26 protein-coding genes and 1 other RNA gene are annotated in these 26,033 nt (G+C 34.3%); 23 read left to right on the top strand and 4 right to left on the bottom strand.

Annotation, left to right across the window (positions count from 1 at the left end; all coding sequences use genetic code 11):
- Nucleotides 1-5: 5 nt before the first annotated feature.
- The gene (locus ACFSRZ_RS10515; RefSeq protein ID WP_379666513.1) at nucleotides 6-1,697 is read right to left on the bottom strand and encodes a M23 family metallopeptidase; all 1,692 of its coding nucleotides are present in this window, start codon (nucleotides 1,695-1,697) and stop codon (nucleotides 6-8) included.
- Between the two features lie 158 nt (nucleotides 1,698-1,855).
- Between ACFSRZ_RS10515 and ACFSRZ_RS10510 the strand changes: the two genes are divergently transcribed.
- The 4 genes from ACFSRZ_RS10510 to rny all read left to right on the top strand — a co-directional run bounded on the left by ACFSRZ_RS10510 (nucleotide 1,856) and on the right by rny (nucleotide 4,230).
- Complete coding sequence (locus ACFSRZ_RS10510) at nucleotides 1,856-2,146, top strand: hypothetical protein (RefSeq protein ID WP_379666512.1); 291 nt, start codon at nucleotides 1,856-1,858, stop codon at nucleotides 2,144-2,146.
- A gap of 17 nt (nucleotides 2,147-2,163) precedes the next feature.
- Nucleotides 2,164-2,454, top strand: coding sequence for a cell division protein ZapA (locus tag ACFSRZ_RS10505; protein WP_379666511.1), 291 nt, complete (start codon nucleotides 2,164-2,166; stop codon nucleotides 2,452-2,454).
- Nucleotides 2,455-2,505: 51 nt separating this feature from the next.
- Nucleotides 2,506-2,612: non-coding RNA, 6S RNA (gene ssrS, locus ACFSRZ_RS10500), on the top strand.
- A 49-nt stretch (nucleotides 2,613-2,661) separates the two neighbouring features.
- A complete protein-coding gene (rny, locus tag ACFSRZ_RS10495; RefSeq protein WP_379666510.1) occupies nucleotides 2,662-4,230 on the top strand; it encodes a ribonuclease Y in 1,569 nt (522 codons plus the stop codon).
- A 31-nt stretch (nucleotides 4,231-4,261) separates the two neighbouring features.
- Here the strand turns inward: rny and xerD are convergent, their stop codons facing one another.
- Nucleotides 4,262-5,164, bottom strand: coding sequence for a site-specific tyrosine recombinase XerD (xerD, locus tag ACFSRZ_RS10490; RefSeq protein WP_379666509.1), 903 nt, complete (start codon nucleotides 5,162-5,164; stop codon nucleotides 4,262-4,264).
- Between the two features lie 132 nt (nucleotides 5,165-5,296).
- Here xerD and ACFSRZ_RS10485 point away from each other — a divergent pair, with 132 nt between their 5' ends.
- The 3 genes from ACFSRZ_RS10485 to aroQ all read left to right on the top strand — a co-directional run bounded on the left by ACFSRZ_RS10485 (nucleotide 5,297) and on the right by aroQ (nucleotide 7,071).
- Nucleotides 5,297-5,776, top strand: coding sequence for a hypothetical protein (locus tag ACFSRZ_RS10485; protein ID WP_379666508.1), 480 nt, complete (start codon nucleotides 5,297-5,299; stop codon nucleotides 5,774-5,776).
- Nucleotides 5,777-5,961: 185 nt separating this feature from the next.
- On the top strand, nucleotides 5,962-6,582 hold the full coding sequence (locus ACFSRZ_RS10480; RefSeq protein WP_379666507.1) for a porin family protein: 621 nt from the start codon (nucleotides 5,962-5,964) through the stop codon (nucleotides 6,580-6,582).
- A 75-nt stretch (nucleotides 6,583-6,657) separates the two neighbouring features.
- Nucleotides 6,658-7,071 (top strand): type II 3-dehydroquinate dehydratase, encoded by a 414-nt coding sequence (gene aroQ / locus ACFSRZ_RS10475; RefSeq protein ID WP_379666506.1) that lies wholly within the window; start codon nucleotides 6,658-6,660, stop codon nucleotides 7,069-7,071.
- Here aroQ and ACFSRZ_RS10470 read toward each other — a convergent pair.
- Both ACFSRZ_RS10470 and ftcD read right to left on the bottom strand, forming a co-directional pair.
- Nucleotides 7,066-7,998 carry a bifunctional helix-turn-helix transcriptional regulator/GNAT family N-acetyltransferase gene (locus tag ACFSRZ_RS10470; protein ID WP_379666505.1) on the bottom strand — a complete coding sequence of 311 codons (933 nt, stop codon included), beginning with the start codon at nucleotides 7,996-7,998 and terminating at the stop codon, nucleotides 7,066-7,068. The two genes, aroQ and ACFSRZ_RS10470, sit on opposite strands and share 6 nt — an antisense overlap.
- Nucleotides 7,999-8,064: 66 nt before the next feature.
- On the bottom strand, nucleotides 8,065-9,759 hold the full coding sequence (gene ftcD, locus ACFSRZ_RS10465) for a glutamate formimidoyltransferase (RefSeq protein ID WP_379666504.1): 1,695 nt from the start codon (nucleotides 9,757-9,759) through the stop codon (nucleotides 8,065-8,067).
- Nucleotides 9,760-9,896: 137 nt separating this feature from the next.
- On the opposite strand from ftcD, the gene ACFSRZ_RS10460 reads away from it, so the two are divergent.
- From ACFSRZ_RS10460 to ACFSRZ_RS10385, 16 genes are read left to right on the top strand one after another with little or no spacing between them, the layout of a single operon-like run.
- The gene (locus ACFSRZ_RS10460; RefSeq protein ID WP_379666503.1) at nucleotides 9,897-11,744 is read left to right on the top strand and encodes a DCC1-like thiol-disulfide oxidoreductase family protein; all 1,848 of its coding nucleotides are present in this window, start codon (nucleotides 9,897-9,899) and stop codon (nucleotides 11,742-11,744) included.
- A gap of 3 nt (nucleotides 11,745-11,747) precedes the next feature.
- On the top strand, nucleotides 11,748-12,425 hold the full coding sequence (locus ACFSRZ_RS10455; RefSeq protein WP_379666502.1) for a WbqC family protein: 678 nt from the start codon (nucleotides 11,748-11,750) through the stop codon (nucleotides 12,423-12,425).
- Between the two features lie 13 nt (nucleotides 12,426-12,438).
- A complete protein-coding gene (locus ACFSRZ_RS10450) occupies nucleotides 12,439-13,371 on the top strand; it encodes a glycosyltransferase family 2 protein (protein WP_379666501.1) in 933 nt (310 codons plus the stop codon).
- A gap of 18 nt (nucleotides 13,372-13,389) precedes the next feature.
- Nucleotides 13,390-13,998, top strand: coding sequence for a class I SAM-dependent methyltransferase (locus ACFSRZ_RS10445; RefSeq protein WP_379666500.1), 609 nt, complete (start codon nucleotides 13,390-13,392; stop codon nucleotides 13,996-13,998).
- Nucleotides 13,985-14,653, top strand: coding sequence for an acetyltransferase (locus ACFSRZ_RS10440; protein WP_379666499.1), 669 nt, complete (start codon nucleotides 13,985-13,987; stop codon nucleotides 14,651-14,653). The genes ACFSRZ_RS10445 and ACFSRZ_RS10440 overlap by 14 nt, the downstream gene beginning before the upstream one ends.
- A 3-nt stretch (nucleotides 14,654-14,656) precedes the next feature.
- The gene (gene rffA, locus ACFSRZ_RS10435; protein ID WP_379666498.1) at nucleotides 14,657-15,784 is read left to right on the top strand and encodes a dTDP-4-amino-4,6-dideoxygalactose transaminase; all 1,128 of its coding nucleotides are present in this window, start codon (nucleotides 14,657-14,659) and stop codon (nucleotides 15,782-15,784) included.
- Nucleotides 15,774-17,087 carry a glycosyltransferase family 39 protein gene (locus tag ACFSRZ_RS10430; RefSeq protein WP_379666497.1) on the top strand — a complete coding sequence of 438 codons (1,314 nt, stop codon included), beginning with the start codon at nucleotides 15,774-15,776 and terminating at the stop codon, nucleotides 17,085-17,087. The genes rffA and ACFSRZ_RS10430 overlap by 11 nt, the downstream gene beginning before the upstream one ends.
- A gap of 4 nt (nucleotides 17,088-17,091) precedes the next feature.
- A complete protein-coding gene (locus ACFSRZ_RS10425) occupies nucleotides 17,092-17,955 on the top strand; it encodes an ABC transporter permease (protein ID WP_379666496.1) in 864 nt (287 codons plus the stop codon).
- 2 nt (nucleotides 17,956-17,957) lie between these two features.
- Nucleotides 17,958-19,211: an ABC transporter ATP-binding protein gene (locus ACFSRZ_RS10420; protein WP_379666495.1), complete on the top strand. Its 1,254-nt coding sequence runs from the start codon at nucleotides 17,958-17,960 to the stop codon at nucleotides 19,209-19,211.
- Nucleotides 19,212-19,213: 2 nt separating this feature from the next.
- On the top strand, nucleotides 19,214-20,146 hold the full coding sequence (locus tag ACFSRZ_RS10415) for a class I SAM-dependent methyltransferase (protein WP_379666494.1): 933 nt from the start codon (nucleotides 19,214-19,216) through the stop codon (nucleotides 20,144-20,146).
- 1 nt (nucleotide 20,147) lies between these two features.
- Entirely contained in the window at nucleotides 20,148-21,299 is a 1,152-nt protein-coding gene (locus ACFSRZ_RS10410; protein WP_379666493.1) for a glycosyltransferase family 4 protein, read from the top strand.
- Nucleotides 21,296-22,486, top strand: a complete 1,191-nt coding sequence (locus ACFSRZ_RS10405) for a glycosyltransferase (protein WP_379666492.1) — start codon at nucleotides 21,296-21,298, stop codon at nucleotides 22,484-22,486. The genes ACFSRZ_RS10410 and ACFSRZ_RS10405 overlap by 4 nt, the downstream gene beginning before the upstream one ends.
- Nucleotides 22,483-23,523 carry an N-acetylneuraminate synthase gene (gene neuB, locus ACFSRZ_RS10400; RefSeq protein ID WP_379666491.1) on the top strand — a complete coding sequence of 347 codons (1,041 nt, stop codon included), beginning with the start codon at nucleotides 22,483-22,485 and terminating at the stop codon, nucleotides 23,521-23,523. The genes ACFSRZ_RS10405 and neuB overlap by 4 nt, the downstream gene beginning before the upstream one ends.
- Nucleotides 23,516-24,649 (top strand): UDP-N-acetylglucosamine 2-epimerase, encoded by a 1,134-nt coding sequence (gene neuC, locus ACFSRZ_RS10395; protein WP_379666490.1) that lies wholly within the window; start codon nucleotides 23,516-23,518, stop codon nucleotides 24,647-24,649. The genes neuB and neuC overlap by 8 nt, the downstream gene beginning before the upstream one ends.
- Nucleotides 24,649-25,350: an acylneuraminate cytidylyltransferase family protein gene (locus ACFSRZ_RS10390; protein ID WP_379666489.1), complete on the top strand. Its 702-nt coding sequence runs from the start codon at nucleotides 24,649-24,651 to the stop codon at nucleotides 25,348-25,350. Before neuC ends, ACFSRZ_RS10390 begins: the two co-directional genes overlap by 1 nt.
- Nucleotides 25,338-26,033, top strand: coding sequence for a glycosyltransferase family 2 protein (locus ACFSRZ_RS10385; protein WP_379666488.1), 696 nt, complete (start codon nucleotides 25,338-25,340; stop codon nucleotides 26,031-26,033). Before ACFSRZ_RS10390 ends, ACFSRZ_RS10385 begins: the two co-directional genes overlap by 13 nt.

The raw sequence follows: 26,033 nt of genomic DNA, 5'->3' as shown, positions 1-26,033 counted from the left end.
GATCCTTACTTTCTATAAAACGTTGCTGTATACGTATTCGTATTTCCAACATTATCAGAAACTACAAGTTTAAAGATATGTTTGCTACCTACCAATTTTTTATCACGAAAATCGTACGATAATTTTTTCCGTTTAAGATCATATTCCATCAAGACCCACTCATCATCAATAAAAGCATCGTATGTCTTGATACCGGATTGAGCATCAGAAATTCGAATCGTTAAATAGTTATGATTAGACATCCAACTTCCATTTTTGAAGTTAGGGTTGTAGATTCTAGGTTTCTGTTTGTCAGTAAGTAACTTGTATTTCCCTAAAGTTTTTGTTGTAGTGTAAACTTTATTCTTTTTCTTTCGAGTATTCTGATAGTTTGCATACTTTTTATTGTTGACATTAGCAATATACAAATGATCTAAGTCTTTTTGATCGTATCGTGTAGAGTCAAAAGTAATCGTGTATCTTTTATCAAGAGGAATGTTAGGACGATGTATTTTTGCTACTCCATTAGTCACTTCAAAATCTAAATACACATCTTCATAAAATGTATTTTTAGGGAAGGCAATGGTAATACCATCCTTTGAGAATTTCTGAAATTTATTGGCAACGATCTTATATGCTGTAGTATCTGGTTTTTTTGTAAAAATAACTTCACTCTTTTTACCAATAACCGGAATTTTTATTTCTGTAGTATTTTCGTCAAAATCCTTGATAATGATTTGGATGTTGTAATTTAATCCTTCTTGAATATCAAGCATACCATCGTTGATCAAGTTTTCATAGATACTCAACTTATTTGCTTTTTCTCGATAGGTCTTTTGAACTCTACTTTTGTATTTAGCAAAATGAGGGTAATCTATTAGAAGGTTGATGAATTTACTTTCAGCAAAAGAAAAGGTTTCAACATCGTGATAGTAGTGACGCTTCCCGTTTACTTTCATTTCAATACTATACACACCATTTTTATTCAAAGCTTTCCCTAATCTGTCAAAAGTATTTACTCCAAACCCAATTTTTCCACTGGCACTAATTCTGTTTGTTGTGTAGGTGTTTCCGGATCGCTTTAATGGTAGTATTAATTTTTTGTTATTCCCGCTAATCCTTGCACTAGGCTCAATAGGATAAGCCATTAACTTATTTACAGTAGGAGAGATGCTATCTTGAACTCGAAGTCCAAAAAGCATTGGATTAATAATATGTTCGGTTTTTGTATCTCTTATCTCGTAGTGTAAGTGAGGGGCTACAAAACCTCCGGTACTGCCGGAATAGGCAATTACTTGTCCTTTTTTTACAGGAAGTTCACCTTCTTTTGGAAAAATGTTCCCGGTTTCATAGCTTTTTTTCTTGTACTGTATGTTTTTTATGTACTCTTGAATTCCGTCTCCAAATTTGCTCAAATGTGCATAAACAGTAGTATATCCGTTAGGGTGAGTTACATAAATTACTTTTCCGTAACCCCAAAGAGCTACTTTAATACGAGATACATAACCATCTGCGGTTGCATATACTTTCAAACCATTTCTACGCTGGGTTTTAATATCCATACCGGCGTGAAAATGATTGCTACGCAGCTCACCAAAAGTTCCTGAGAGTACGATGGGAATATCGAGCGGACTTCTAAAGTAATCTGTAGGATATTTCTTTTGAGAAGCTCCTACAAAGCATGTTAGAAGTAATAAGAGTAGAAAACATTTTTTCAATCCTAGAAATTTTCAACGAAAATAGGAAAACTATTGTAACAATTCTGTTAAGAACTTAGCCAATGTTTTGTTGATTACTTTGGAAAACCTAAAAAACAGTTGTGTTTTAAAAAACAGAACACTAACTTTGTTCGTATAGTTTTATTGACAAAAGCTCGATGAGTAAAACGATAGAAGCAATTCATTTACTGGAAGATAAGTTAAAAACCTTACTCTCTAACTATGAATTTTTAATGAAAGAAAATGAGATTTTGCTCCAGAATGCATCGAAATTACAGCGTCAGCTTTTAGAAAAAGAGCAATTCATTGAACAGCAGCAAAAAGAATATGAGCTGCTTAAAATTGCCAAAACTATAGAAGGCAGTAATAATAGTACAAGAGATACAAAACTCAAAATAAATGCTTTAATTCGAGAAATCGATAAATGTATTGTTCAATTGAACGAATAAATTAGGTTCATTGTATAGTGACAAAGTTGAAAATTAATTTGGTAATTGCGGGTAGAACCTATCCTTTAAGTGTAAATAGCACTCAAGAAGAAGAAGGAATGCGAAAAGCCGCAGCCAATATCAACGAACTTATTAGCAGATACGAACAAAATTATGCGGTAAGTGATAAGCAAGATGTACTGGCCATGTGCGCATTACAATTTGCATCCAAGTTAGAAATATCTAACTTACATAAAGAGTCTACAGATACAGAAGCATTAGATAAAATAAATGAGCTCACTAAATTGTTGAGTGAGCATTTAAAATAAGTTCTTTAAAATATCAGATCATACTGCCTACATTAGTAATTTGTTTGATAAACTCAACACTAATCTATTATGAAGGATAAGTCTTAGTTGCTAAAGCAAGCCTCCTTGAGGGGATCCTTGATCAGCTAGTTAGTCCTAAACTTGTCATAATGGAGTTTATATAAACCCTGCTGATGTAGGCTTTTTTTATACAATTAAATCAAAATTATGGAAGGAATGATACTTCCCGCAATAGTGGGAGTCATAAGTGGACTTATAATTGGCATCGTCATTATAAAGTCCTTGGAGAAGTCAAAAGCTAACAAATTAATATCAAGTACAAAAAAAGAAACAGAAACATTACTAAAAGAAGCTCGTGTAGAGGCAGAAGCAATTAAAAAAGATAAGATCTTACAAGCAAAAGAGAAGTTTATTGAGCTAAAAGCCGAGCACGAAAAAGTAATTTTAAGTAGAGAAAAGAAGGTCTCAGAAGTAGAAAAAAGAGCTAGAGATAAAGAGTCTCAAATTCAGTCTGAGATTGATAAAAACAAAAAGCTCAACAGGTCTTTAGAGCAAAAAGAAAACGACCTTACCTACAAACTAGAATTCCTAGATAAAAAGGAAAATGAGATTGAAAAACTACACAAAAGACATGTAGATCTTTTGGAACAAATTTCAGGTTTTTCAGCAGATGAAGCGAAAAAAGAATTGGTGGCATCTTTAAAAGATGAGGCCAAATCGGATGCTATGGCTTTTATTCAAGATACTATTGAAGAAGCGAAATTAACGGCACAACAAGAAGCTAGAAAAGTAGTTTTAAATACTATTCAACGAGTAGGAGTAGAACAAGCTGTAGAGAACTGTGTTTCTGTATTTAACCTTGAATCTGATGATGTAAAAGGTAGAATTATTGGTAGAGAAGGTAGAAACATTAGAGCTCTAGAATCTGCCACTGGAGTTGAGATCATTGTAGATGATACACCAGAAGCAATTATTCTTTCTTGTTTTGATCCTGTACGTAGAGAAGTTGCCAGATTGTCTATGCACAAGTTGGTAACAGATGGACGTATTCATCCGGCTCGAATTGAAGAAGTTGTTAAGAAAACCGAAAAGCAAATTCAGCAAGAGATCATTGAGGTTGGTAAACGTACTGTGATCGATTTAGGAATTCATGGATTACACCCTGAGTTGATCAAAACTGTGGGAAGAATGAAATATCGTTCGTCTTATGGGCAAAACTTATTACAACACTCAAGAGAAGTTGCAAACTTGTGTGCGATCATGGCATCTGAATTAGGATTGAACCCTAAGTTAGCTAAGAGAGCAGGATTGTTGCACGATATAGGAAAAGTGCCTGAAACAGAAAGCGAATTACCACACGCATTATTAGGAATGCAATGGGCAGAAAAATACGGAGAAAAGAAAGATGTATGTAATGCCATTGGAGCTCACCATGATGAGATAGAGATGAAGAGCTTACTTGCACCTATTGTTCAGGTTTGTGATGCAATCTCAGGTGCTAGACCCGGAGCAAGAAGACAAGTGTTAGATTCTTATATCCAGCGTTTGAAAGATTTAGAAGATATTGCATTTGGATTTACAGGAGTTCAAAAAGCTTATGCTATTCAGGCAGGACGTGAATTACGTGTAATGGTTGAAAGCACGAAAGTAAATGATACCAAAGCAGCAGAGCTGTCATTTAACATCAGTCAGAAGATACAAAATGACATGACCTATCCAGGACAAGTAAAAGTCACAGTGATACGGGAAACAAGAGCCGTAAACGTTGCAAAATAATAGATAAGAATCCCGCTCATGCGGGATTTTTTTATGAACTTCTTCTAGGATGGTATTTTTCTACAACCTCTTTTAAGTAACTATTGTCTAAATGAACATACACTTCTGTTGTTGTAATACTTTCATGGCCTAGCATTTGTTGAATGGCTCTTAGATCTGCCCCTCGTTTTAATAAATGAGTGGCAAACGAATGTCGTAAGGTATGAGGGCTTATCTTTTTATTTAGACTTATTTTTACAGCCAAATCTTTTAAGATCATAAAGATCATTTGCCTGCTGAGACCTTTTCCGCGTCTGTTTAAAAACAACGTATCCTCAAACTTTTTATCTACATCAATGTGAGAACGAATGTCTTTGATGTAAAACAAAATATACTTTTGAGCTTGTTGATGTATAGGAACAAAACGTTCTTTATTTCCTTTTCCCAAAATCCGTATAAAACCTTCTTCAAAGAAGAGATCAGAAATTCTTAAGGTAACGGCTTCGCTTACACGTAAACCGCAACTGTACATGGTTTCTATAATAGTTCTGTTTCTTTCTCCTTGTGATTTACTTAGATCAATAGCACTGATAAGTTGATTGATCTCATCTTCAGATAATGTGTCAGGGAGCTTTCTACCTACTTTAGGCGTTTCTATCAGGTCTGTCGGATTGGTTTCTCTGTAGTTTTCAAAAACCAGGTAATCAAAGAAACTTCGTAATCCAGAAATGATTCGGGCTTGACTTCTTGGATTTACCTTTTTGGCAGTTTCGTAGACAAACTTTTGAATTGTTTCGTCGTTAATTTTGATGGGAGAAAGTGAAATATCATTGCTTTCAAGGAAGGTTAAAAGCTTTTTGATATCCCTGCCATAATTCTCAATCGTATTCTCAGAAAGACCTCTCTCTATTTTGAGATACAACTTGTAGTCTTTTATGGCATGATTCCATTTCACCTGATGAAAATAATGAAAAAGAAAAAGCAAGATCAAAAATTAATATTAAGTTTTTAATAATTATTAAAAAGAGAAATTCTGCGAGTTTATTATAATTTAGTATATTGTATTGATAATCAAACAAATAATATTATGAAAAAATTAATTTTAGTACTTGCATTAGCATTAACTTCTTTTGCTGCTAGTGCACAATTTAGTTTGGGAGCTTCTTTTGGTCTTCCAACGGGGGATGCTGATACAGGGTACACATTTGCTCTTAGTATTGATGCAAATTACATGTTCGATTCTGAAAGTGAAATTGCTTTTGGATTGGCTGCTAGCTATCTTACTTATTTTGGTGACGAAATAGGTGGTGTTGATATAGACAATGCATCTTTCCTTCCTTTGGCAGGAGTTGTTCGTTATGCAGTTTCTGATAAATTTACCATAGGAACCGACTTAGGTTATGGAATTGGATTAGCGCCAAGTGGAAATGATGGAGGGTTTTATTACAGGCCGATGGTGGCATATGGAGTAGGTGAGAATACGGCAATAAATCTGTCATACTCAGGAGTTAGTGTTAATGGGGGAACATTCTCTAATATTGGATTAGGAATTATGTTTGGACTGTAAATAGTTCAGAATAGAAATAGATTTAGAAAGGAGCTTTAAAAGCTCCTTTTTTTTATGTCAAATAATTAGTAATAAAACCTTAGAAAGTAAGAGAAAGGATTTGCCTTCCTTTTTTTATGTCAAATCCATACTTCTATCGTTTCAGTTTACACTATATTCGCAGAAATTCTAAAAAAAAATTACAAATGAGAAAATTTTTATTTATTGCTATGATTGCAATTGCTGGTGTTATTACAGCAAATGCGCAAAAAACTTCAGGATTTGAACTTGGGGGTGGATTAGGTGTTAACTTTTCTGTTGTTTCAGACATTGATGCGCAAAACTCCACCAACACATTAACTTCATTTAATTTCGGAGCTACTGCTGAATATTACTTTTCAGACAGATGGGGATTGAAAGTAAAGATGATTAGTGATCAAAAAGGATGGGCTGACGGTTTTATTACTGGTCCAAGTTTAAACACTGTAACTACAGATTTTCAATTGAACTACCTTACTATTCCTGTAATGGCTAACTGGCATTTTGGATCAACTAGAAAGTGGTATTTACACTTTGGTCCTTATGTAGGAATCTTATTAAAAGCTGAAGATTCTGAGCTTGGAATAGATGTGAAAGATAGTTTGGAAAGCACAGATTTTGGTTTGGCTTTTGGTATTGGATACAAATTTCCTATTGCAGAAAACACAAACTTCTTCGTAGAGTATGACGGACAATCCGGTTTGACAGAGATTTTTGCTAACAATTCAGGAGAAACAATCAGAAATGCAAGAAGCAGTTTCAATATTGGAGTATTATTCTCTTTATAAGAGAAGTATAGTATATGATAGGAGGGAAGCTTAAAAGCTTCCCTTTTTTTGTGAAATTATTCCTACATTCGTGACATGAAGTTGATAATCATAAACGGACCCAATTTAAATCTATTAGGAAAGAGAGAACCTGAAGTATATGGTTCTGATTCTTTTGAAGACTTTTTCAAGCAACTACAAGAGAAGTTCTCTGACATTCATTTAGAATACTACCAATCTAATATTGAAGGAGAGTTGATAGATAAGCTTCATGAGGTAGGTTTTGATTATGACGGTGTGGTTTTAAATGCAGCGGCCTATACGCATACTTCTGTAGGAATAGGTGATGCTGTAAAAGCTATAGAAACTCCTGTGGTAGAAATTCATATTTCGAATGTGCATTCTAGAGAAGACTTCAGACATAAAAGCTATATAGCTGCAAACGCCAAAGGGGTGATCTTTGGTTTTGGTTTAAAAGGCTATGAATTAGCTATCCAAAGTTTCTTATAAAGTAAGAACCATTTTTATATCGGCTCTTTCATAATAAACATCTTGCTCTAGTTCTACTTCTGCAAAGCCAACTTTTCTGTATAAATTGATTGCCGGTGTTAGTTTTCTGTTAGAATACAACATAATCTTTTCCCAACCTTGTTCCTTAGAGAATTGAATGCACTTATCCATAAGCTTTTGACCAATCTTTAAACCCTGGTATTTTGGTGATACAGCCATTTTACTAAGCTCATAACACTCTTTTTCATTAATAAGAGCTACAGTGCCTACAATTTCACCATTGAATCTTGCAAAGAAAATATACCCTTTGTTGTCAATGATATAAGTCTTTGGATTTTCCAGTACTTCTTTGTCATGTGGCTCAACATAGAAGTATTTTTCCAACCATTCAATATTCAAATCATGAAAAATATGATCGTATTCAGAGGAATACTCTATAATTTCTACGTTCTCTCTTATTCGTGTCATAATTCTTTCATACAAGCTTTTTTCCTGTTGCTCTTGTTCTGTAAGTCTAATATGATTCATAAAAGAAGTTGGCTCTCTATCAATAAAAGAAGTAAGTTCTTCCTGCATGATCTTCCACACAGGATTCAAACGATCCTTTAGAGCCTTTCCTTTATCAGATAATGAGATAAGTTTTTTTCTTTTGTCATTTTCATCCGGAGAGACGATGATCAATTCTTTTTTAGTCAATATATTGATGAATTGAGTAACTGCCGGCTGAGTGATCTGTAATGTTTCAGAGATCTCCCCAACGCTAATAAAATCCTGATCACTAATAGTTTTATAAATAGGGAAGAGATAAGGATCAAAATCGATATACAAACTTTTGTAAACTTTTTTTACATCTCTCATTAATGTATCACTAAGCCTTTTCATTCGTGATCCAAAACCTAATTCCTTTAATTCTAAAAACTTATCCATAGTTATTTATATAAGTACTTATGCAAATTTACAAAACTCTTGAAAAATAACAAGAGTTTGATATAATTAAATTTTAGAATCTATCAAGGCGATCATATCACTTTCTAGAGCGATAGCCTTTTCATAAACAGATTTTGCATCAGAAAGAATCTGATTGGCAAATTCTCTGTCTTTAATATCTTTTGCGTTGATTCGTACGTTAAAGTAAGCCCCAATCACAGCCGTTCTGGCACACAAAGCACCTACGCCGGCATCAGATAAAGAATTTTGCAATCCTTTCTCAGCCATTTCTTTCATAACTTCCATAGAGTTGCACGCAGTTTTCATAACTCTGAAAGGAATTTCTGTTGCATATTTTGTAGCATCTTCAATGGCTTGCTTTCTGGCGGCAACCTCTTCTTCGTTAGATTTAGGCATTCTAAAACCATCTATAATTTTATTGAAGGCGTTGGTGTCTTCATCTACTAAGAAAAGAAGTTCGTTTTTATATTTTTGGCCTTTTACAGCCCATTCTGAGTAGTATTCCCACTTGTCATCCCAACCTGGTTTGTGTGCAGATAAGTTTGCAACCATGGTTCCTAACGAAACACCTAAAGCACCTACATAAGCAGAGATTGATCCACCACCCGGAGCCATAGATTCAGAAGCTGTTTCTTCTGCAAACCCTTTTACCGTAAAGTCGATCAATTTTTTATCGGCATTGGCATTCATAACATACTCTATAATTCTTTCTTGAGGATTGAAAGGTTTTAAATCATCTAATCCTAAAGATTTGATAGCGATTTTAATTTTCTCATCTTCACTAATTCCTAAAGAACGTTGTTGCTTTACCAAGAAATAATCTGCAGCATCCAACATTGCCTGTAAAGGAACCAATCCAACTAATTCAGAACCAGTTACTCTTAAACCTCTATCGGTAGCAGATTTTACAGTTTCATCAAAAGCTTGGTGCATAGAAGTAATGCTAATATTGGTCAAATTGTAAGAAATTTGAGCAATTCCGTACTCTTCGATATACCAACCAATTCCTTTTACAGCTTTCAATTTTCCAGGAACTCTCACTGGGTCACCATTCTCGTCCAATACTTTTTTTCCTGTAATAGGGTTTCCTTCTCTTTTTACTCTTCCAGCTTCACGAACATCAAATGCTATTGCATTGGCACGACGCGTAGAAGTAGAGTTAAGGTTAATGTTATAAGCAATAAGGAAATCTCTAGCTGAAATTGCAGTAACTCCGGATCTCTTTACTTGATCATTGTATTCACTTGGCCCAAAATCAGGTTGCCAATTACTGTTAGAGAATTTTTGTTCTAATCCTTCGTATTCACCCGATCTCACAGTTGCTAAATTCTTTCTATCATCTTTTGTGGCAGCATTTTCGTAGAAATAACCAGAAATACCTAATTCTCTACCAACTCTTTCTCCTAATTTGTGAGCATATTTGGCAACTTCTTCCATAGAAATGTTTGCGATAGGAATTAAAGGACAAACATCTGTAGCTCCAAACCTAGGATGCTCACCAGAGTGTTTGCTCATATCAATCAATTCAGAAGCTTTTTTTATCAACAAAAAGGCAGCATCGATCACTTTTTGAGGCTCACCAACAAATGTAATTACGGTTCTGTTGGTTGCTTTACCGGGATCAATATCCAACAATTGTACTCCTTCTACTTCTTTAACGACATGGGCTATTTCATTGATTTTTTGAATGTCACGTCCTTCACTAATATTTGGAACGCACTCGATAATTTGTTGATTCATTTGGTTTGATAATTTGGTGTAAATGTAGTTGATATAAAACTTGATTCAAAATGTTAAAATGAGGTAAAATAATCTATATTTGTTTACAAGAGATATGGGAAGTAATCCCCCTTTGTAATCAACAACTACCCTAAACTATGTTCCGTTTTGTAAATAGACTTTACGCAAAGAAAATTTCATCAAAAGGATTGGCGATTTTTAGGATTTTATTCTCGCTGAACTTATTCTTTGAAGTACTACACATATTCAAACACAAGGAGTTGTATTACGATCCAATTCCGTTTTTGGAAAGAAACTACATAGATTTCGGAATCCCTCTTGTTGTTTGGATGTGCGTTTTGGTATTTTTAATTGTAGGTAAATACACCAGAGTTTCAGCGATCCTAAATTATATCTTCATTGTATTTTTCCTTTCACCACACGTATATTTCGAATATCATATGGATTATGCCTATGCAGGAATTGGGTTTTTAATGATTCTTTTTCCAATAGCACAATCCTATTCGTTAGACAATCTGGGTAAACGATTAAAATACTCCAATACAAAACAGTTTTACAAACCTGAAGATAAAGTAAGTGTTTTGTATTATTACATATTGATTTTCCTAGGTATAGGAATTGTATACTTAGATTCTATTTACGCTAAGGTAAATTCAGAATCTTGGATGAATGGTTTAGGTTTATGGATGCCGGCATCTTTACCACAGGTTACTTTAATAGCGCCACACTGGTTGCTAAATCAGAAGTACTTAGTTTTATTCTTGGGGTATCTGACATTTGTCTTTGAAATTATCTTTCCTCTCTTCTTTTGGGTAAAAAGATTGAGAATTCTTTTTGCCATCATAGGAGTGGGATTACATATAGGAATCTTTTTAATTTTCCCAATACCATACTTCGGTCTTGGTGTTACGGCTTTATATGTGTTGCTTTTACCAAACAGATACTGGGAATGGGTTACACAGAAACTAAAATTCAAGCAACCAAAACTTGTTTTCTTTTATGATAATGAATGTCCGCTTTGTGCCCGTACGAAAACCATTATTCAGTTTTTTGACTTCTTCGGAGCAGTAGACTTTAAGAGTGTACAGGTGTATGGCTTTGAACATGAAGCTTTACAAGATATTTCTAAAGATAAACTGTTGGCAGATATGCATACTGTTGATGGTAAAGGAACGGTAAGAGTAGGAGTAGATTCATACAGAAAAGCTTTCATGTATATTCCTTTATTCTTTGTTCTAGGGCTTCTTTTGTATGTTCCGGGAATTTATCACTTGGCAAAAAGAGTGTATCAATATGTAGCTAAGAATAGAGAACTAGAACGTTGTACAGAAGAAAGTTGTGGATATACACCACCAAATTTCCCGATAGCTTCTGATGACATACTTTTATTGAAAAACTTAAAAGTTCAGGATCTACGAGTTTTTGGACTAAAGTTTCTGCTATTGGTAGTAGTCATATTACAATTAAACGGGCGATTTGGTCCTGCAACAGTTGGTAAAATAACTAATGTGTCAGAATCTTTTGGTAAAGCTATTGAACCCGTACAGATCGCTACACATGGTTACGCAACAAAACTATTGGGAATTACTCCGCATGGAGTTTTTGTTGATGGGCATTTCCAAGGGCAAGATTATATACATACACTTACCTACAACGGAGACATGTTGCCAATGATTCAGGAAAACGGTCAACCGGGTAAATACCTCAGAGGAGGGTCTTGGGTGAATTATGTTTTTAGAGTAGACAGACCTTTTGGAAAATCAGACAGCCCTGATTTAGAAAAAGGGTTGATACGTTATAGTGCTTTTTGGTTGCATAAGAATGGTTTAGGAACCCAGAATGCAGAATTTGATTTGATAAGAAAGAATGTAAAAGTAGCCTTTGAATGGGAGAAAGACCGATTAAAGAACAATTTAGCCAAGCCTTGGAAGAAAATAGGGAAGTTGGTTTGGAAAGACAACAAAGCTAGTTTGATTTTATATTAAGAAATGACAGTATCTATACTTCAATCGAATTATATACCGTGGAAAGGGTATTTTGACCTTATTGCAAGGTCAGATGTTTTTGTTATCTATGACGAAGTACAGTATACCAAGAATGATTGGAGGAACAGAAATAAGATCAAAACCAGTAACGGTCCACAATGGTTGACCATTCCGGTAAAGCAAAGTTCTTTAGATCAAAAAATATATGAAACAGAAGTGCTAAAGACAAACTGGTATAAGAAACATATCAATGCACTACAGACCAATTATGGAAAAGCTCCTTATTTCAAACAATATATGGAGGTATTAAAGCCTGTTTACGAAAGAGGAGAAACAAATCTAAGTACTATAAATAAACATTTTATAGAAGCTATCTGCGGTATTTTAAACATAAATACAAGAATTGTAGACTCTAGAGAACTCGATTTACAAGGAGGTAGACAAGAGCGTTTAGAGGATGCTTGTACCAAGTTAAAAGCAGATCGATATTTAAGTGGAAGTGCTGCGAAATCGTATTTAGATGAACAAAGATTTGCTGAATTAGGAATTGCTGTAGATTGGATGAATTATGATGGATATAAAGTATACAACCAATTATCACTACCATTTGTCCATGAAGTTACTATATTAGACCTGATTTTTAACGAGGGAGAGAAAGCACGAGAGTTTTTAAATTACTAACCAAAATATCAGTATGACCTTATCTGTTGTATCTACATTGTATAAATCGAGAAGCTTCCTTGAGGAATTTATTTCGATTGTAGAAAAGTCAATAGATCAACTAGCTATTGAGCAATATGAATTGGTTTTTGTAAATGATGGATCTCCCGATGATTCGGTAGATTATCTGCTAAAATTACAAGAGAAGAACAAGAATATAAAAGTACTTGATCTATCTAGAAACTTTGGCCATCATTATGCAATCCAAGCTGGATTACAACACTCCAAAGGAGACTACGTGTTTTTAATAGACAATGATTTAGAAGTTTCTCCCGACGTATTGATCCACTTTTTTGAAGAAATAAAAAAGGACGATCGTCTAGATGTAGTCTATGGGTATCAAGAGAACAGAAAAGGAAATTTTTTAGAAAAATATCTAGGAAAGATCTTTTGGGTCTTGATCAATAAATTATCAGATACTAAGATTCCACATAATATTCTAACCGAACGTTTAATGACAAGAAAGTATGTTGATGCTTTGCTTAGTTTAAACGATGCCAATCTTTTCTTAGGAGGAATGATGCATTGGGTAGGGTTTGAACAAAAAGGAGTTCCTATTAAGAAAAGGCAACGCCAAGGGCAAAGTACCTATTCTTTTAGAAAAAGAGCAGAGTTGATGTTACAAGCCATCACGTCTTTCTCAGGAAAACCGCTAGTTTACTTGTTTTACTTCGGTATTTCAATTTCTATTTTCAGTGTAATCTTTATCATATATCTGATCGTAAGAAAATTGATTTACATGGATGAAGTTCAAATTGGATGGACTTCATTGGTGGCGGTAAGTATATTTATACTAGGAATATTATCCACCTTCTTAGGAGTTGTAGGTATTTATCTATACAAAGTCTTTATTCAAGTACAAGGTAGACCCAATGCAATTGTGAGAGAAGTTTATGAAAAAGAATGAGAGTTTTAGACAATGAAAATGGATTTAGAAAATATAAGAGGTTATTATAAAGATAAAATCAAAGCTCATGGAACCGGAGCAGAGGGAATGGATTGGAAAAATAAAGATTCTCAATACCTCAGGTTCGAAATGTTGGCAAAGTACATCGATTTTAAAGATTCTCCCTCAATCCTTGATGTAGGTTGTGGTAGCAGTGAGTTTTTAAATTTTTGCCATTCCAACAAACTTTCTTGCCAATATCAAGGCGTTGATGTAGTTGAAGAAATGGTTAATGAATCCAACACTCGATTTGGAGAAGGTACTGCTATTTTAGGAGATATTAGTAACTTAGAAGAAGGTCAACAATTTGATTACGCCATCGTAAGTGGTACATTCAACTTAAAATTAGAGCAAACAGAAGAAGCTTGGAAAGATTTCTTTTACGGGAACCTGATCAAAATGTTTGAAAGAAGTAAGAAAGGAATTGTGTTTAACTGCATGACAGAACATGTAGATTGGACTTACGATCGACTTTTTTACCCTAGTTTATCTGACCTAACAAGTTTTATCGTTAAAAATCTATCAAGAGATTTTGTGATCGATCATTCTTATGACCTTTATGAAATGACTGTATATGTCTCAAAATAAACAAGAAAAATTAATCATAGTTGGTACAGGAGATTATGCTCTCATGGCTCACTTTTACTTAAAAGAAGCTTATGATATAGTTGGTTTCTCTGAAGAAGCTGCCTACAAAAAGAAAGAGGAGATCTTAGGGATTGCCAATTATGATTTTGAAGAATTAACTCAGGTTTTTAAATCTGAAGAGATTAAAATTTTGGTTGCTGTTGGTCCTAATAAAGTAAATACAGTTAGACAGCGACTTTATGAAGAAGTAAAACAAAAAGGATACGAATGTATTAGTTATATTCATCCCGATGCTTATGTGTGGGATCACAGTAAAGTAGGAGAAAACTCTTTTATTTTTCCTAACGTTACCGTAGAGCCCTTTGCAGAAGTAGGAAACAATTGCATTATGTGGAGCGGAGCTATTTTAGCGCATCACTCAACATTAGAAGATCATTGTTTTATGGCTCCCGGAGCAGCAGTTTCAGGTAGAACTGTTGTAAAAAACAACTGTTTCATTGGAATTAATTCAACCGTAAGAGATAATGTTGTGGTTGCAGAAAAGACAATTGTAGGAGGAGGAGCGGTTATTAAAAAAGATACAGAGAAAGACGGAGTTTATTCGGCAACAAGAACCGAATTATATAATAGCGATAGCACAAATACAAAAGTATAGTTTATGTACACCCCCTTTAACAAACCATACTTAACAGGAAAAGAAACATTCTATATCGAAGAGGCTGTAAAGAGCGGGAAAATATCCGGAAACGGAATGTTTACGCAAAAATGTCAGGCCTTTTTTGAGAAAGAATATGGTTTTAAGAAAACACTGCTGACTACATCTTGCACAGATGCTTTAGAAATGTCGGCCATATTACTCAATATCAAAGAAGGAGATGAAGTCATTATCCCTTCGTACACTTTTGTTTCAACAGCCAATGCATTTGTATTGAGAGGAGCAAAAGTCATCTTTGCCGATTCAAAACCCAATCATCCGAATATTGATGAAACCAAGTTAGAATCATTAATCACTCCCAAAACAAAAGCAATTGTTGTAGTGCATTATGCTGGCGTTGCTTGTGAGATGGATACGATTATGGATTTGGCAGATAAATACAATCTATTTGTTGTAGAAGATGCCGCTCAGGCTATCGATTCTTTCTACAAAGGCAAACCTTTAGGAGGAATAGGTCATTTATCTACGTTCTCTTTTCACGAAACAAAGAATATTCAATGTGGAGAAGGAGGTTTGTTGGCAATTAATGACGATCGTTTTGTAGAAAGAGCAGAGATCATTTGGGAGAAAGGAACCAACAGATCTGCTTTCTTTAGAGGAGAGATTGATAAATATGGATGGGTAGACATTGGTTCTTCATTTTTACCTTCAGATGTCACTGCTGCCTTCTTATGGGCACAATTAGAAAGCCTTGAATCTATTCAGGCAAAAAGAAAGTCAAGTTGGAATTACTACAAGGAAAATTTACAGTTTTTAGAAGCTTATGGTGTTAAGTTGCCCATAACACCGGAATATGCAACCAACAATGCACACATGTTCTATTTAGTTTGTAATTCCATTGAAGAGCGCTCAGGAATTATTGCTAAATTAAAAGAACATGATGTAAGCTCAGTATTTCATTATTTGAGCCTACATAAGAGCCCTTTTTACAAAGATCAATATGAAGGAAACGAGTTAGAAAGTTCAGATCGTTTTACTTCTACCTTGCTTAGATTGCCTCTTTTTTATGAGCTAAGCAAAGAGCAGATGGATTTTGTGATTGATAAGATTAGAGCATTTTATGAAAACTAACTTGCTAAAAATACTAACCAAAGCAAACTTTGCAGTAACAAGTATACTGCTCCTGTGTTATGGAATTATTAGATATAAAGTAGCTTTTTTAAGACCCGAAGCAAAAGGTGATGAAAATAGTTTCTTAAAGATGTTTAATTTTTTCTCGGAAAACGGATATTCAGAAGCACTGGCAAAAGGAAACTCCATTCTTTTCAATTTAGTAGCTTCGTTTGTAGACTTTTTTGCATCAAACCCTCTGTTTTCTCTCAGAATTACAAGCCTTCTTTTTGGAATTTTAACGATCTATATGGTTCTGAAAATTCAAAAGAAGTTTTTCTCGTTTGACAATAAAAGTTATAGAAACCTTGCTTGGATTACCTCTGTAAATGTATTGATTGTAAGCAGTATTCTATTTTTGGGGATCAATGATACAATTCTCTATTTCTTAACAGCACTGTTTTTCTATTACTTTTTGCATTTGATTCAAAATACAACTGCAGTAAAGTACTATATCTATTTAGGAATCATTTATGGGCTCATGCTTATTACCCGTAAGTTTGGAATCATCTACTTACTGCCAATTCTAGTGGTTTTATTCTTATTCTTTAGGAATGAAAGACTTCAATGGAAACAAGTCATAAAAAACGCAAGCATACTGTTTTTAAGCTCTATTCTAATTGTAGCAGCAGCAAACTTCAATAATCTAACCCAAGGAAAAGGACTTTCTTTTAATGAAAAAGAATTAGATGATGAGATCAACTGGATACAATTACAATACCTAACAGCTTTAAAGAACAGCCAAGGAGAGTTGGCCTATGGAAAACACGTAAGTGTAGAAGATGTAAAACAGTACATAAAAGAGAACGGTGAAGACTCACTACCTGAAAACTCTATGGTTAGTTCTATATTTTTTGATCTAGGATTTACAATAAAACAATCCTTTAGAAATGTGTTAACTCAAACCGTTCCTATTACCAGGCTTACAGGAATATTACTGATGTTTATTGTATTGGCATTACTATTTAACTTGAGAAATAAGGTAAAGCTGAAACTTCCAAATAAACAGTATATTTTGATCTTTAGCTTTGTATATATACTATCGCTGTGTTTTATAGTGATCAGTTATGTAGAACCTAGATGGTATGTAAGTGTTTTAGTGCTGATGCCTTTACCTATTTTAAAATTGTTAGAAAAAAGTATAGAGAAGAATAAAAATAAAGAAGTTCTTAGCTTTTTAATGATCAATGCAGCTTTATTGGCCTTTATAGCTATGAATGCGAAATATGTGATAACAAACTTTAAAGAAATTATCCCATTTTAGTTGTATGAAAGAAGATAAATGGATCGTAGAAATCACACCGAAATCTAACCTGTTAGAGTTCAATTTTAAAGAGATATGGAAGTATCGGGATTTATTGATGCTCTTTGTGAAAAGAGATGTCATTACCTTATATAAACAAACCATATTGGGACCTTTATGGTATTTGATTCAACCTTTGTTGACATCTGTAATATTAACATTGATCTTTAATAACATAGCGGGTATAGAACCTGCTGATGGAATTAACCCTTTCTTATTCAACTTAGCAGGGGTAACCACTTGGAATTATTTTAAGGAGTGTTTAACAGCTACGTCTGACACCTTTAAAAAGAATGAGCAGATCTTTGGAAAAGTATATTTCCCAAGAATCATCATGCCTTTATCTATAGTTATTTCCAACTTGTTGAAATTTGGAATACAATTCGGAATCTTCATAGCATTTTATCTCTATTTCGTTTTTGTAGAAGGAGATCAAATAGCACCCAATGCAACATGGGTATTCTTTTATCCGTTAATCATTATTTTCATGGGAATGCTAGGCTTAGGATTGGGAATGATTATTTCATCCATGGTTACAAAATATAGAGATCTAAGCTTTTTGGTAGCTTTTGGAGTTCAGTTACTCATGTATATTTCTGCCGTTGTTTTCTCTATAGGATTGGCAAAAGAAAAATTACCGGATTATGCATGGCTGGTAGAGTACAACCCTTTAGCTTATTTGATAGAAACAAGTAGGTTAATGCTGATTGGTTCTGGAGATGTTACCCAATTCGGTCTAATATATACAGGACTGTTTTGTGTAATTACTCTACTAATTGGGATTTTGATTTTTAATAAAACAGAAAAGAGCTTTATAGATACGATTTAATTATGTCTGACACGATCTTAAAAGTAGAAGGTTTATCTAAACAATACAGACTTGGACTTATTGGTTCAGGTACTATAAGTCATGATCTAAATCGTTGGTGGCATCGAATTAGAGGGAAACAAGATCCCTTTTTAAAGATTGGAGAAGCTAATGATAGGTCTTCTAAAGGAAGCTCACAATATGTATGGGCGTTAAGAGATATCAATTTTGAAGTAAAAAGAGGAGAAGTCCTTGGAATTATAGGAAAGAACGGAGCAGGAAAATCTACGCTTCTTAAAATACTATCTCAGGTAACTAGTCCAACAACAGGTTCAATCAAATCAAAAGGAAGAATCGCTTCACTTTTAGAAGTAGGAACCGGATTTCACCCTGAAATGACAGGAAAAGAAAATATCTTCTTAAACGGAGCTATTTTGGGAATGACCAAAAAAGAAATCAAATCAAAGCTCGATGAAATTGTAGAGTTCTCCGGTTGTGAGCGCTATATCGATACTCCGGTAAAGAGATACTCCAGCGGAATGAAAGTACGACTTGCTTTTGCTGTTGCTGCACATTTAGAGCCTGATATTTTGGTAGTAGATGAAGTATTAGCCGTGGGGGATGCTGAATTTCAAAAGAAAGCTATTGGAAAAATGAAGGACATCTCCAATGCAGATGGAAGAACTGTCCTTTTTGTAAGTCATGATATGACTGCCATAGAAAACTTATGTGACCATTCTATTCTGCTAGAAAATGGTACACTAAAGTCTTACGGAGAAACAAATGAAATAGTAAGACAATACTTAAGTGACAGTAAAGAAAGCTATGTGATGGATCTAAAAGACCATAAACATAGAAAAAGCAGCAGTACTCAAGTATTAGAAAAAATTACAATAGGAGACGGAATTTCTAATGTGTATTCCGGACAGAACTTGAATGTATTCGTTGATTTTGATACTTCAAAAATTGATGATCTATCATTCGGTTATGTATTAAAAAACGAAAAAAATCAGATCCTTTTTGCCGAAAACTCTTATCAAAAAGAGAACTCAATGAAAGTGATCAAAGAAAAGAAACAATTTGAAATAACATTCCAAAACTTAGCATTATCGCCGGGGTCGTATAGTCTTTCCTTGTATTTAGGTAATGGTAAATTAGATATAGATATTATAGAAGATGCCATTACATTTATGGTGTTTTGGGATACAGAAACAGATAAGAAACCCCCTTTAAAAGAATTTGGGTCTCTGTATTTAGAGACAAAATGGAGATATTGAAAATGAGTGATACGTGTATTTTATGTAAAAGTAATGACCTCAAGACGGTACAAAAGATCAAGGCCTCAGACATTAACGATTTATATGTTAGAGATCTGAATGTTGATGTATTATCAGAGTTTAAAGGAAACGAATATATTGAGTATCAAAAGTGCTCAAACTGTAAGCTTCACTTTTTCTCGCCTATTCTTACCGGAAGTCCTAAGTTTTACGAATCTTTACTAAAGCCGGAAGAGTTTTACTATAAAGATGATCGCTATGAGTTTTTCTTGGCTAAAAAGCACATCAAGAAAACAGACAAAGTACTAGAAATAGGTTCAGGAAGTGGTCATTTCTCACAAATCATCAATGTAGATGATTATACCGGATTAGAGTATAATGATAAAGCAATAGCAGATGCAAAAGAGAAAGGAATTCAACTCATTAAAAAATCTATTGAAGATTACGCTTTAGAACATGAAAATGAGTTTGATGTTGTGTGTAGCTTTCAAGTTCTAGAACATGTAGTGAGTCCACACGACTACATCCAATCCTCATTGAAAGTCTTGAAAAAAGGCGGATTGATCATTTTTGGAGTACCATCTGCAGATTCTATCTTAACAGATAATATCAATCATACCTTAAATTTCCCTCCCCACCATATTACAAGATGGTATAACGAAACCTTTAAAAACTTTGAAAAGATATTTGATGTAGAAGTGGTTTCTGTAAATAATGAGCCTGTATCAGATCGATTAAAGAAAAGTTACACGCTAAATCTGTTAACAAACAACGTATACAAACTGTTTTCTAAGAAAGGAATCATTATTTCCAATACTTCTAGATTTAGATTTGTAAAGAAACTTGTAAAGAAGTTTATAAACATCACCGGAAAGAGATCAAATACCCAAAATAAGAAGGGAGAAGCTGTTATAGTAGTTTTGAGAAAAAGATAATATGAAAATTCTCTTCGTTTGTCAGCAATATATACACTCAGCGAGATGGATCAATCAGTTGAAAGATTCCCATCACGAGGTATATGTATTTGACTGTTTAGACAGAGAAATTCATCCAGATCTTAAATGGACAAACTACATAGAGAATTGGTCTAAGAGAAAGATCCCGTATATCAAAGGAGAAGAGAGACTAAAGAAGAAGAAACCTGCTTTCTACGAAAAGATTGAAAATATTCTTCAAGTAACTGCTTCAGAGAAATTAAAAGAACTCATAGAAGAAATTAAACCGGACTTGGTACATTCAATGGAAATGCAGTCAGAAACCTATCCGTTAGTAAAAGTTAGACAAAAACTGCCATTTGTATGGGCATATTCTTCATGGGGAAGCGATATTTATCACTATCAAAACGATGCTAAACACCTAAAGAAAATAAGAAGTGTTTTAAATCAAGTGAATTATTTTTTCTCAGACAATTCTCGAGATATTTCCTTAGCAAAAGAAAACGGTTTTTCAGGAGATTCTATGCCGATATTCCCTGGAGGAGGAGGCTATGATCTCATGAAGTACCAAGAACACATACAGCCAGTCAAACAAAGAAAAACAATCCTTATAAAAGGCTACCATCATTGGGCTGGAAGAGCGTTACATGTATTAGAAGCATTAAAGTTTATCATAGATGTGATAAAAGCCTATGACTTGTATGTATATTCTGCTCATCAAATAGTGATTGATAAGATAGAAGAGTTAAATACCGAGTACAACCTGAATATTCACTATTCATCAAGAAGTGATGAGTTGACTCATGAAGATCTACTGAAGAAGTTTGGCAAAGCAAAAATTGCCATTGGAAATAGTGTTACAGACGGAATACCTAATACACTATTAGAATCTATGCTTTGTGGAGCATTTCCAATACAATCAAACCCTGGAAACGTAACAGAAGATTATATAGAAAACGGGATTAATGGTTTGTTGATAGACGATCCTGAAAATAGTAGAAATATCGCTGATAAAATCCTAGAAGCTTTAAAGAATGAGGCTTTGTTGGAGAAAGCATTTGAGATAAACCAAGAAAAAGCAAAAGAGCTGGCTTGTACAAGCATACAAAAGAAAGTTTTAGAAACGTATAAGAAGATAGAAGAAGAGTTATGAAAAATATACTGTTCATAGTAAATGCTGAAGAGATCTCACCTAATGCCAATGGTGGAGCTGCTGTCTTATACAGTCATTTAGAGCTTTTATCTAATTTGAACTATCACATAACCTTATTGACAGTTGAATGGAATGCTTCTTATTCTTTCAAAAAAGCAGACTATAAAGAAGTTGCGTCTTTTGTAAAAGAGATTGTTCATTACAAAGCAGATGAAGGAAAAAGAAAAAGAGGGCTGGATTGGATTTATCATGCAATTGTGAAACCTACGGAGTTTGAATATTTCTTTGTTAACGAGAAAAATAAAAGCTATCTACAAACATTGGTCAAAGAAAAGTCAATAGATTTAGTTTGGTGTGAATGGAGATGGGCAGCCATTTGGGCAATGAAAACCCAATTGCCTGTTCCTAGAATATATTCTCATCACGATTGGGAATACAAACTTTCTTTATTACGTGTAAAACCATCTTTGAACAAAAGATTTCATTCTTTTCAGAAGAAAAGAGTCGAGCTCAAAATGGTTAGAACATTCGAAGCCTGTATTTCAGGATCAATGACAGAATCAGAAGAGATAAAAGCCATATCATACAAACCAGTGTTGTATTTACCAACAACATACAAAGCCATTACAACCTCTTTGACACCAAAAAAAGAAGTGTCAATTGTACATTTAGGAGGTATGGGAACAACGGCCAATCGTTTGGGCTTAGATCGCTTTTTAGAAGTATGTTGGAGCTCGTTAAAATCAAAAGTATCCAATGTGCAATTAAAAGTAGTGGGAAGTGTCAAAAGGGCACATGCATCACTACAAGAAAAATTAAATGACAAACAGATACAAGCATTAGGTTTTGTAGAAGACTTAGAATCAGTATTGTATCCGGAAGATATTCATATAGTTCCTTGGGAATACAATACAGGAACAAGAACCAGAATCCCTGTAGCTTTAAACCATCAACAAGTATTAGTGGCAACAAGAGAATCTGTAAGATGTTACCCTGAAATTACAGACGAAAATGCCATTTTATGTGATAGCCTAGAAGAGATGAAAGAGCAAATAATTCATTTGTACTCTGATAGAGAAAAGTTACATTTGTTAGCAACTAAAGGAAAACAAACATTCCTAGATAATTATACTGTTCAGAGCCAACTGAGCAGACTTGAAGACTTTTTAAAAACAATTCATTCGTGAGAAATACTATAGAAATAAAGGGAAGAAAAATTGGACCTGATTTTCCACCATTGGTAATTGCAGAAATCGGAATCAATCATGAAGGTTCCTTGAAGATAGCCAAAGAGATGGTTGATGCAGCGTACAGAGCAGGAGCAGAATGTGTGAAACATCAAACACATATAGTAGAGGATGAGATGAGTGGAGCTGCTAAAAAAGTAATTCCGGGAAATGCCGATGTTTCTATTTATGAGATCATGGAACGTTGCGCTTTGAATGAAGAAGAGGAAACCGAGCTAAAAGAGTATGTAGAAAGTAAAGGAATGATCTTTATTTCTACACCATTCTCAAGAGCTGCGGCAGACAGATTGCAACGTATGGATGTTTCCGGATATAAGATAGGCTCAGGAGAATGTAACAACTATCCGTTACTGGAACATATAGCTTCTTTTGGAAAGCCAGTGATCTTAAGCACAGGAATGAATACTATTGAAAGCGTTTCCAAAGCCGTAGAAATCTTTGATAAAGCCAATGTGCCTTTGGCATTGTTGCATACAACAAATTTATATCCAACACCACCGGAATTGGTACGCTACGGAGCTATGAAAGAAATGGCAGATGCCTTTCCTAAGCATGTTTTCGGCTTATCAGATCATACCATTACCAATCACGCATGTTTGGGAGCCGTAGCTTTAGGGGCTTCCGTTTTAGAAAGGCACTTTACAGACCATATGAACCGAACAGGTCCGGATATTGTTTGTTCTATGGATGAAACGGCATGCAAAGAATTGATTGAAGGAAGTGAATTGATCTGGAAAATGAGAGGCGGTAAAAAAGAACCCGCTAAAGAAGAGCAAGTAACCATAGACTTTGCCTTTGCTACGGTAGTAACCATCAAACCCATTCAAAAAGGAGAACTTTTTTCAAAAGAGAACTTATGGGTAAAAAGACCGGGAACAGGAAAAATATTAGCTGATAAATACAATGATATTCTTGGAAAATCAGCAACAAGAGATATAGCATCAGATGAGCATCTAAACTGGGACGATATTGAGTAAAAGAAGAAACATAGTATTCCTAACAGGAACAAGAGCCGATTTTGGAAAACTAAAATCGTTGATGAAGATCACACAAGAACACCAAGAATTTGATGTTCAGATTTTTGTTACCGGAATGCATATGGATGCTCAGTATGGATCTACTGTAAACGAGATCTACAAAAGTGGTTTTAAGAATATAGCTACATTCAAAAATTACAAAGAAGCAGAACATATGGATAGAACTCTGGCAAAGACCATTGAAGGTTTTTCGAGTTTTATCGCAGAACAAAAACCGGATTTGATTGTAGTTCATGGAGATAGAGTAGAAGCGTTGGCAGGAGCTATTGTAGGTAGTTTAAATAATGTTTTGGTAGCTCATGTAGAGGGAGGGGAAATCTCAGGAACGGTTGATGAACTAATAAGACATTCGGTAAGTAAACTTTCTCATATTCATTTGGTATCAAATGACTTGGCTAAAAAGCGATTGGTGCAAATGGGAGAACTCGACTCATCAATTTATACTATTGGGTCGCCGGATTTGGATTTAATGAATCCAAAAACACTTCCTGAACTGAATTTTGTCAAAGAATATTATGAGATTCCTTTTGAAAAATATGGAATTGCAATGTATCACCCGGTAACTACAGAGTATGATATGATTAAAGATCATATCAATGTATTTGTAGATGCCATGCTTGAATCTGAAGAAAATTACATTCTCATTTACCCTAATAATGATTTAGGAACAAATGAGATTTTAGAAGAATATAAAAGACTGGAAAACAATGAACGTTTCAGGATTTTTCCATCTTTACGATTCGAATATTTCCTGTCTTTACTAAAGGATGCAGAATTTGTTATAGGAAATTCAAGTGCAGGTGTAAGAGAAGCACCATATTACCAAGTACCTACTGTAGATGTAGGAACTAGGCAGCACAATAGATCTCAGGCGAAAACCATTGTAAATGTACCTCATGACAAGGCAATGATCATGAATGCTATTCGGGAGATTCAAACAAAGAAACATGAAGAAATCGATTTTTCTGAATTTGGATCAGGAAATAGCGATCAAATATTCTTAGATTTACTGCTATCCGATAAAATTTGGGAAGTTAACTGCCAAAAACAGTTTCAGGATTTATAATGAGTGTTGTAGCAATCATACCAGCAAGATCAGGATCAAAAGGAATACCTAACAAAAACCTCACAGAAGTAGGAGGAAAGCCTTTGATTGGTTGGTCTATAGAAGCTGCAGAAAAAGCTGAGAGAATTGATAAGATTATTGTAACCTCAGATGGAAACGATATCCTGGAGTTCTCTTCTCAATACAAAACTGTAGAAACACTTGACAGACCTGATCATTTAGCTCAAGATAATACACCTACAGCACCTGTAGTAGAACATGCTTTAGAGCAGTTTCATATCACAGGAGAAGAATACAAATATTTAGTCTTACTTCAGCCAACATCACCTTTGAGAACAGCTGATGATATTGATGATGCTTTAGCTTTGATGAAAGAAGCCAATGCTAACTCTTTAATTAGTGTTGTAAAGCCCGACCATCATCCGCTAAAGAGTTTTAAAAAGAACAAAGAAGGTTATTTGGAAGGTATTGTTAATAACGATTTCCCTTTCATGCCAAGACAAGAGCTTCCGGTAGCATATCAGCCTAATGGAGCCATTTATATTATAGAAATTAAAGAATTCTTGAAGAGAAAGACATTTTTCACTGACAGAACTATTGAATATGTCATGCCAACATCAAAAAGTTTTGATGTAGATTCATATGAAGATATTGAAAAGATAGAAAATCAATTTAAAACAAATCCCCCTTGTCAGAATTAAAAATTATTATCCCGGTATACAATGAAGAAGGAGCCATCTCCGACGTCATTCACGATTGGACACAAACTTTGAGTTCATTGAATATAGATTATACAATCTATACATTTAATGACGGGTCCAAAGATCAAACACTGCAAATTTTAAACAAACTAGCAGAAGAAAATGATAGACTTCAAGTTGTAGATAAGCCAAATTCCGGTCATGGACCAACTATTTTAAAAGGATACAAAGAGAATTTGGATGCGCAATGGTTGTTTCAGATCGACTCTGATAATGAGCTAAAGGCAAATGAATTTGAGAAGTTTTGGAAAGCCAGACACGACTTTGACTTTTTGATCGGTTACAGAATTCATCGTAACAGTCCTCTTCCTAGAGTAGTTACAACCTTAATTTCTAAATTAACAGTAGGCTTTTTCTATGGTAATAGAGTAAAAGATGTGAATGCTCCTTTCCGTTTGATGAGGTCGAGCAAATTTCATGATGATATCTTGAGAATACCGGATAATACTTTCGCCCCCAATTTAATTGTTTCCGGAATTGCCAACTTAAGGAAGCTGCGTATACAACAGTTTCCGGTAACTCATCATAATAGAGAAACAGGAGAAGTATCAATTAAAAAATGGAAGCTTTTTAAAGCCGCATTTAAATCGTTGATACAAACCATTACATTTAGATTTAAGTAA

It is taken from the genome of Pseudotenacibaculum haliotis, assembly GCF_042684245.1.
Lineage (GTDB): Bacteria > Bacteroidota > Bacteroidia > Flavobacteriales > Flavobacteriaceae > Polaribacter > Polaribacter haliotis_A.
The sequence above is the reverse complement of the archived record's forward strand: the minus strand, read 5'-3'. Positions and strand labels throughout refer to the sequence as shown.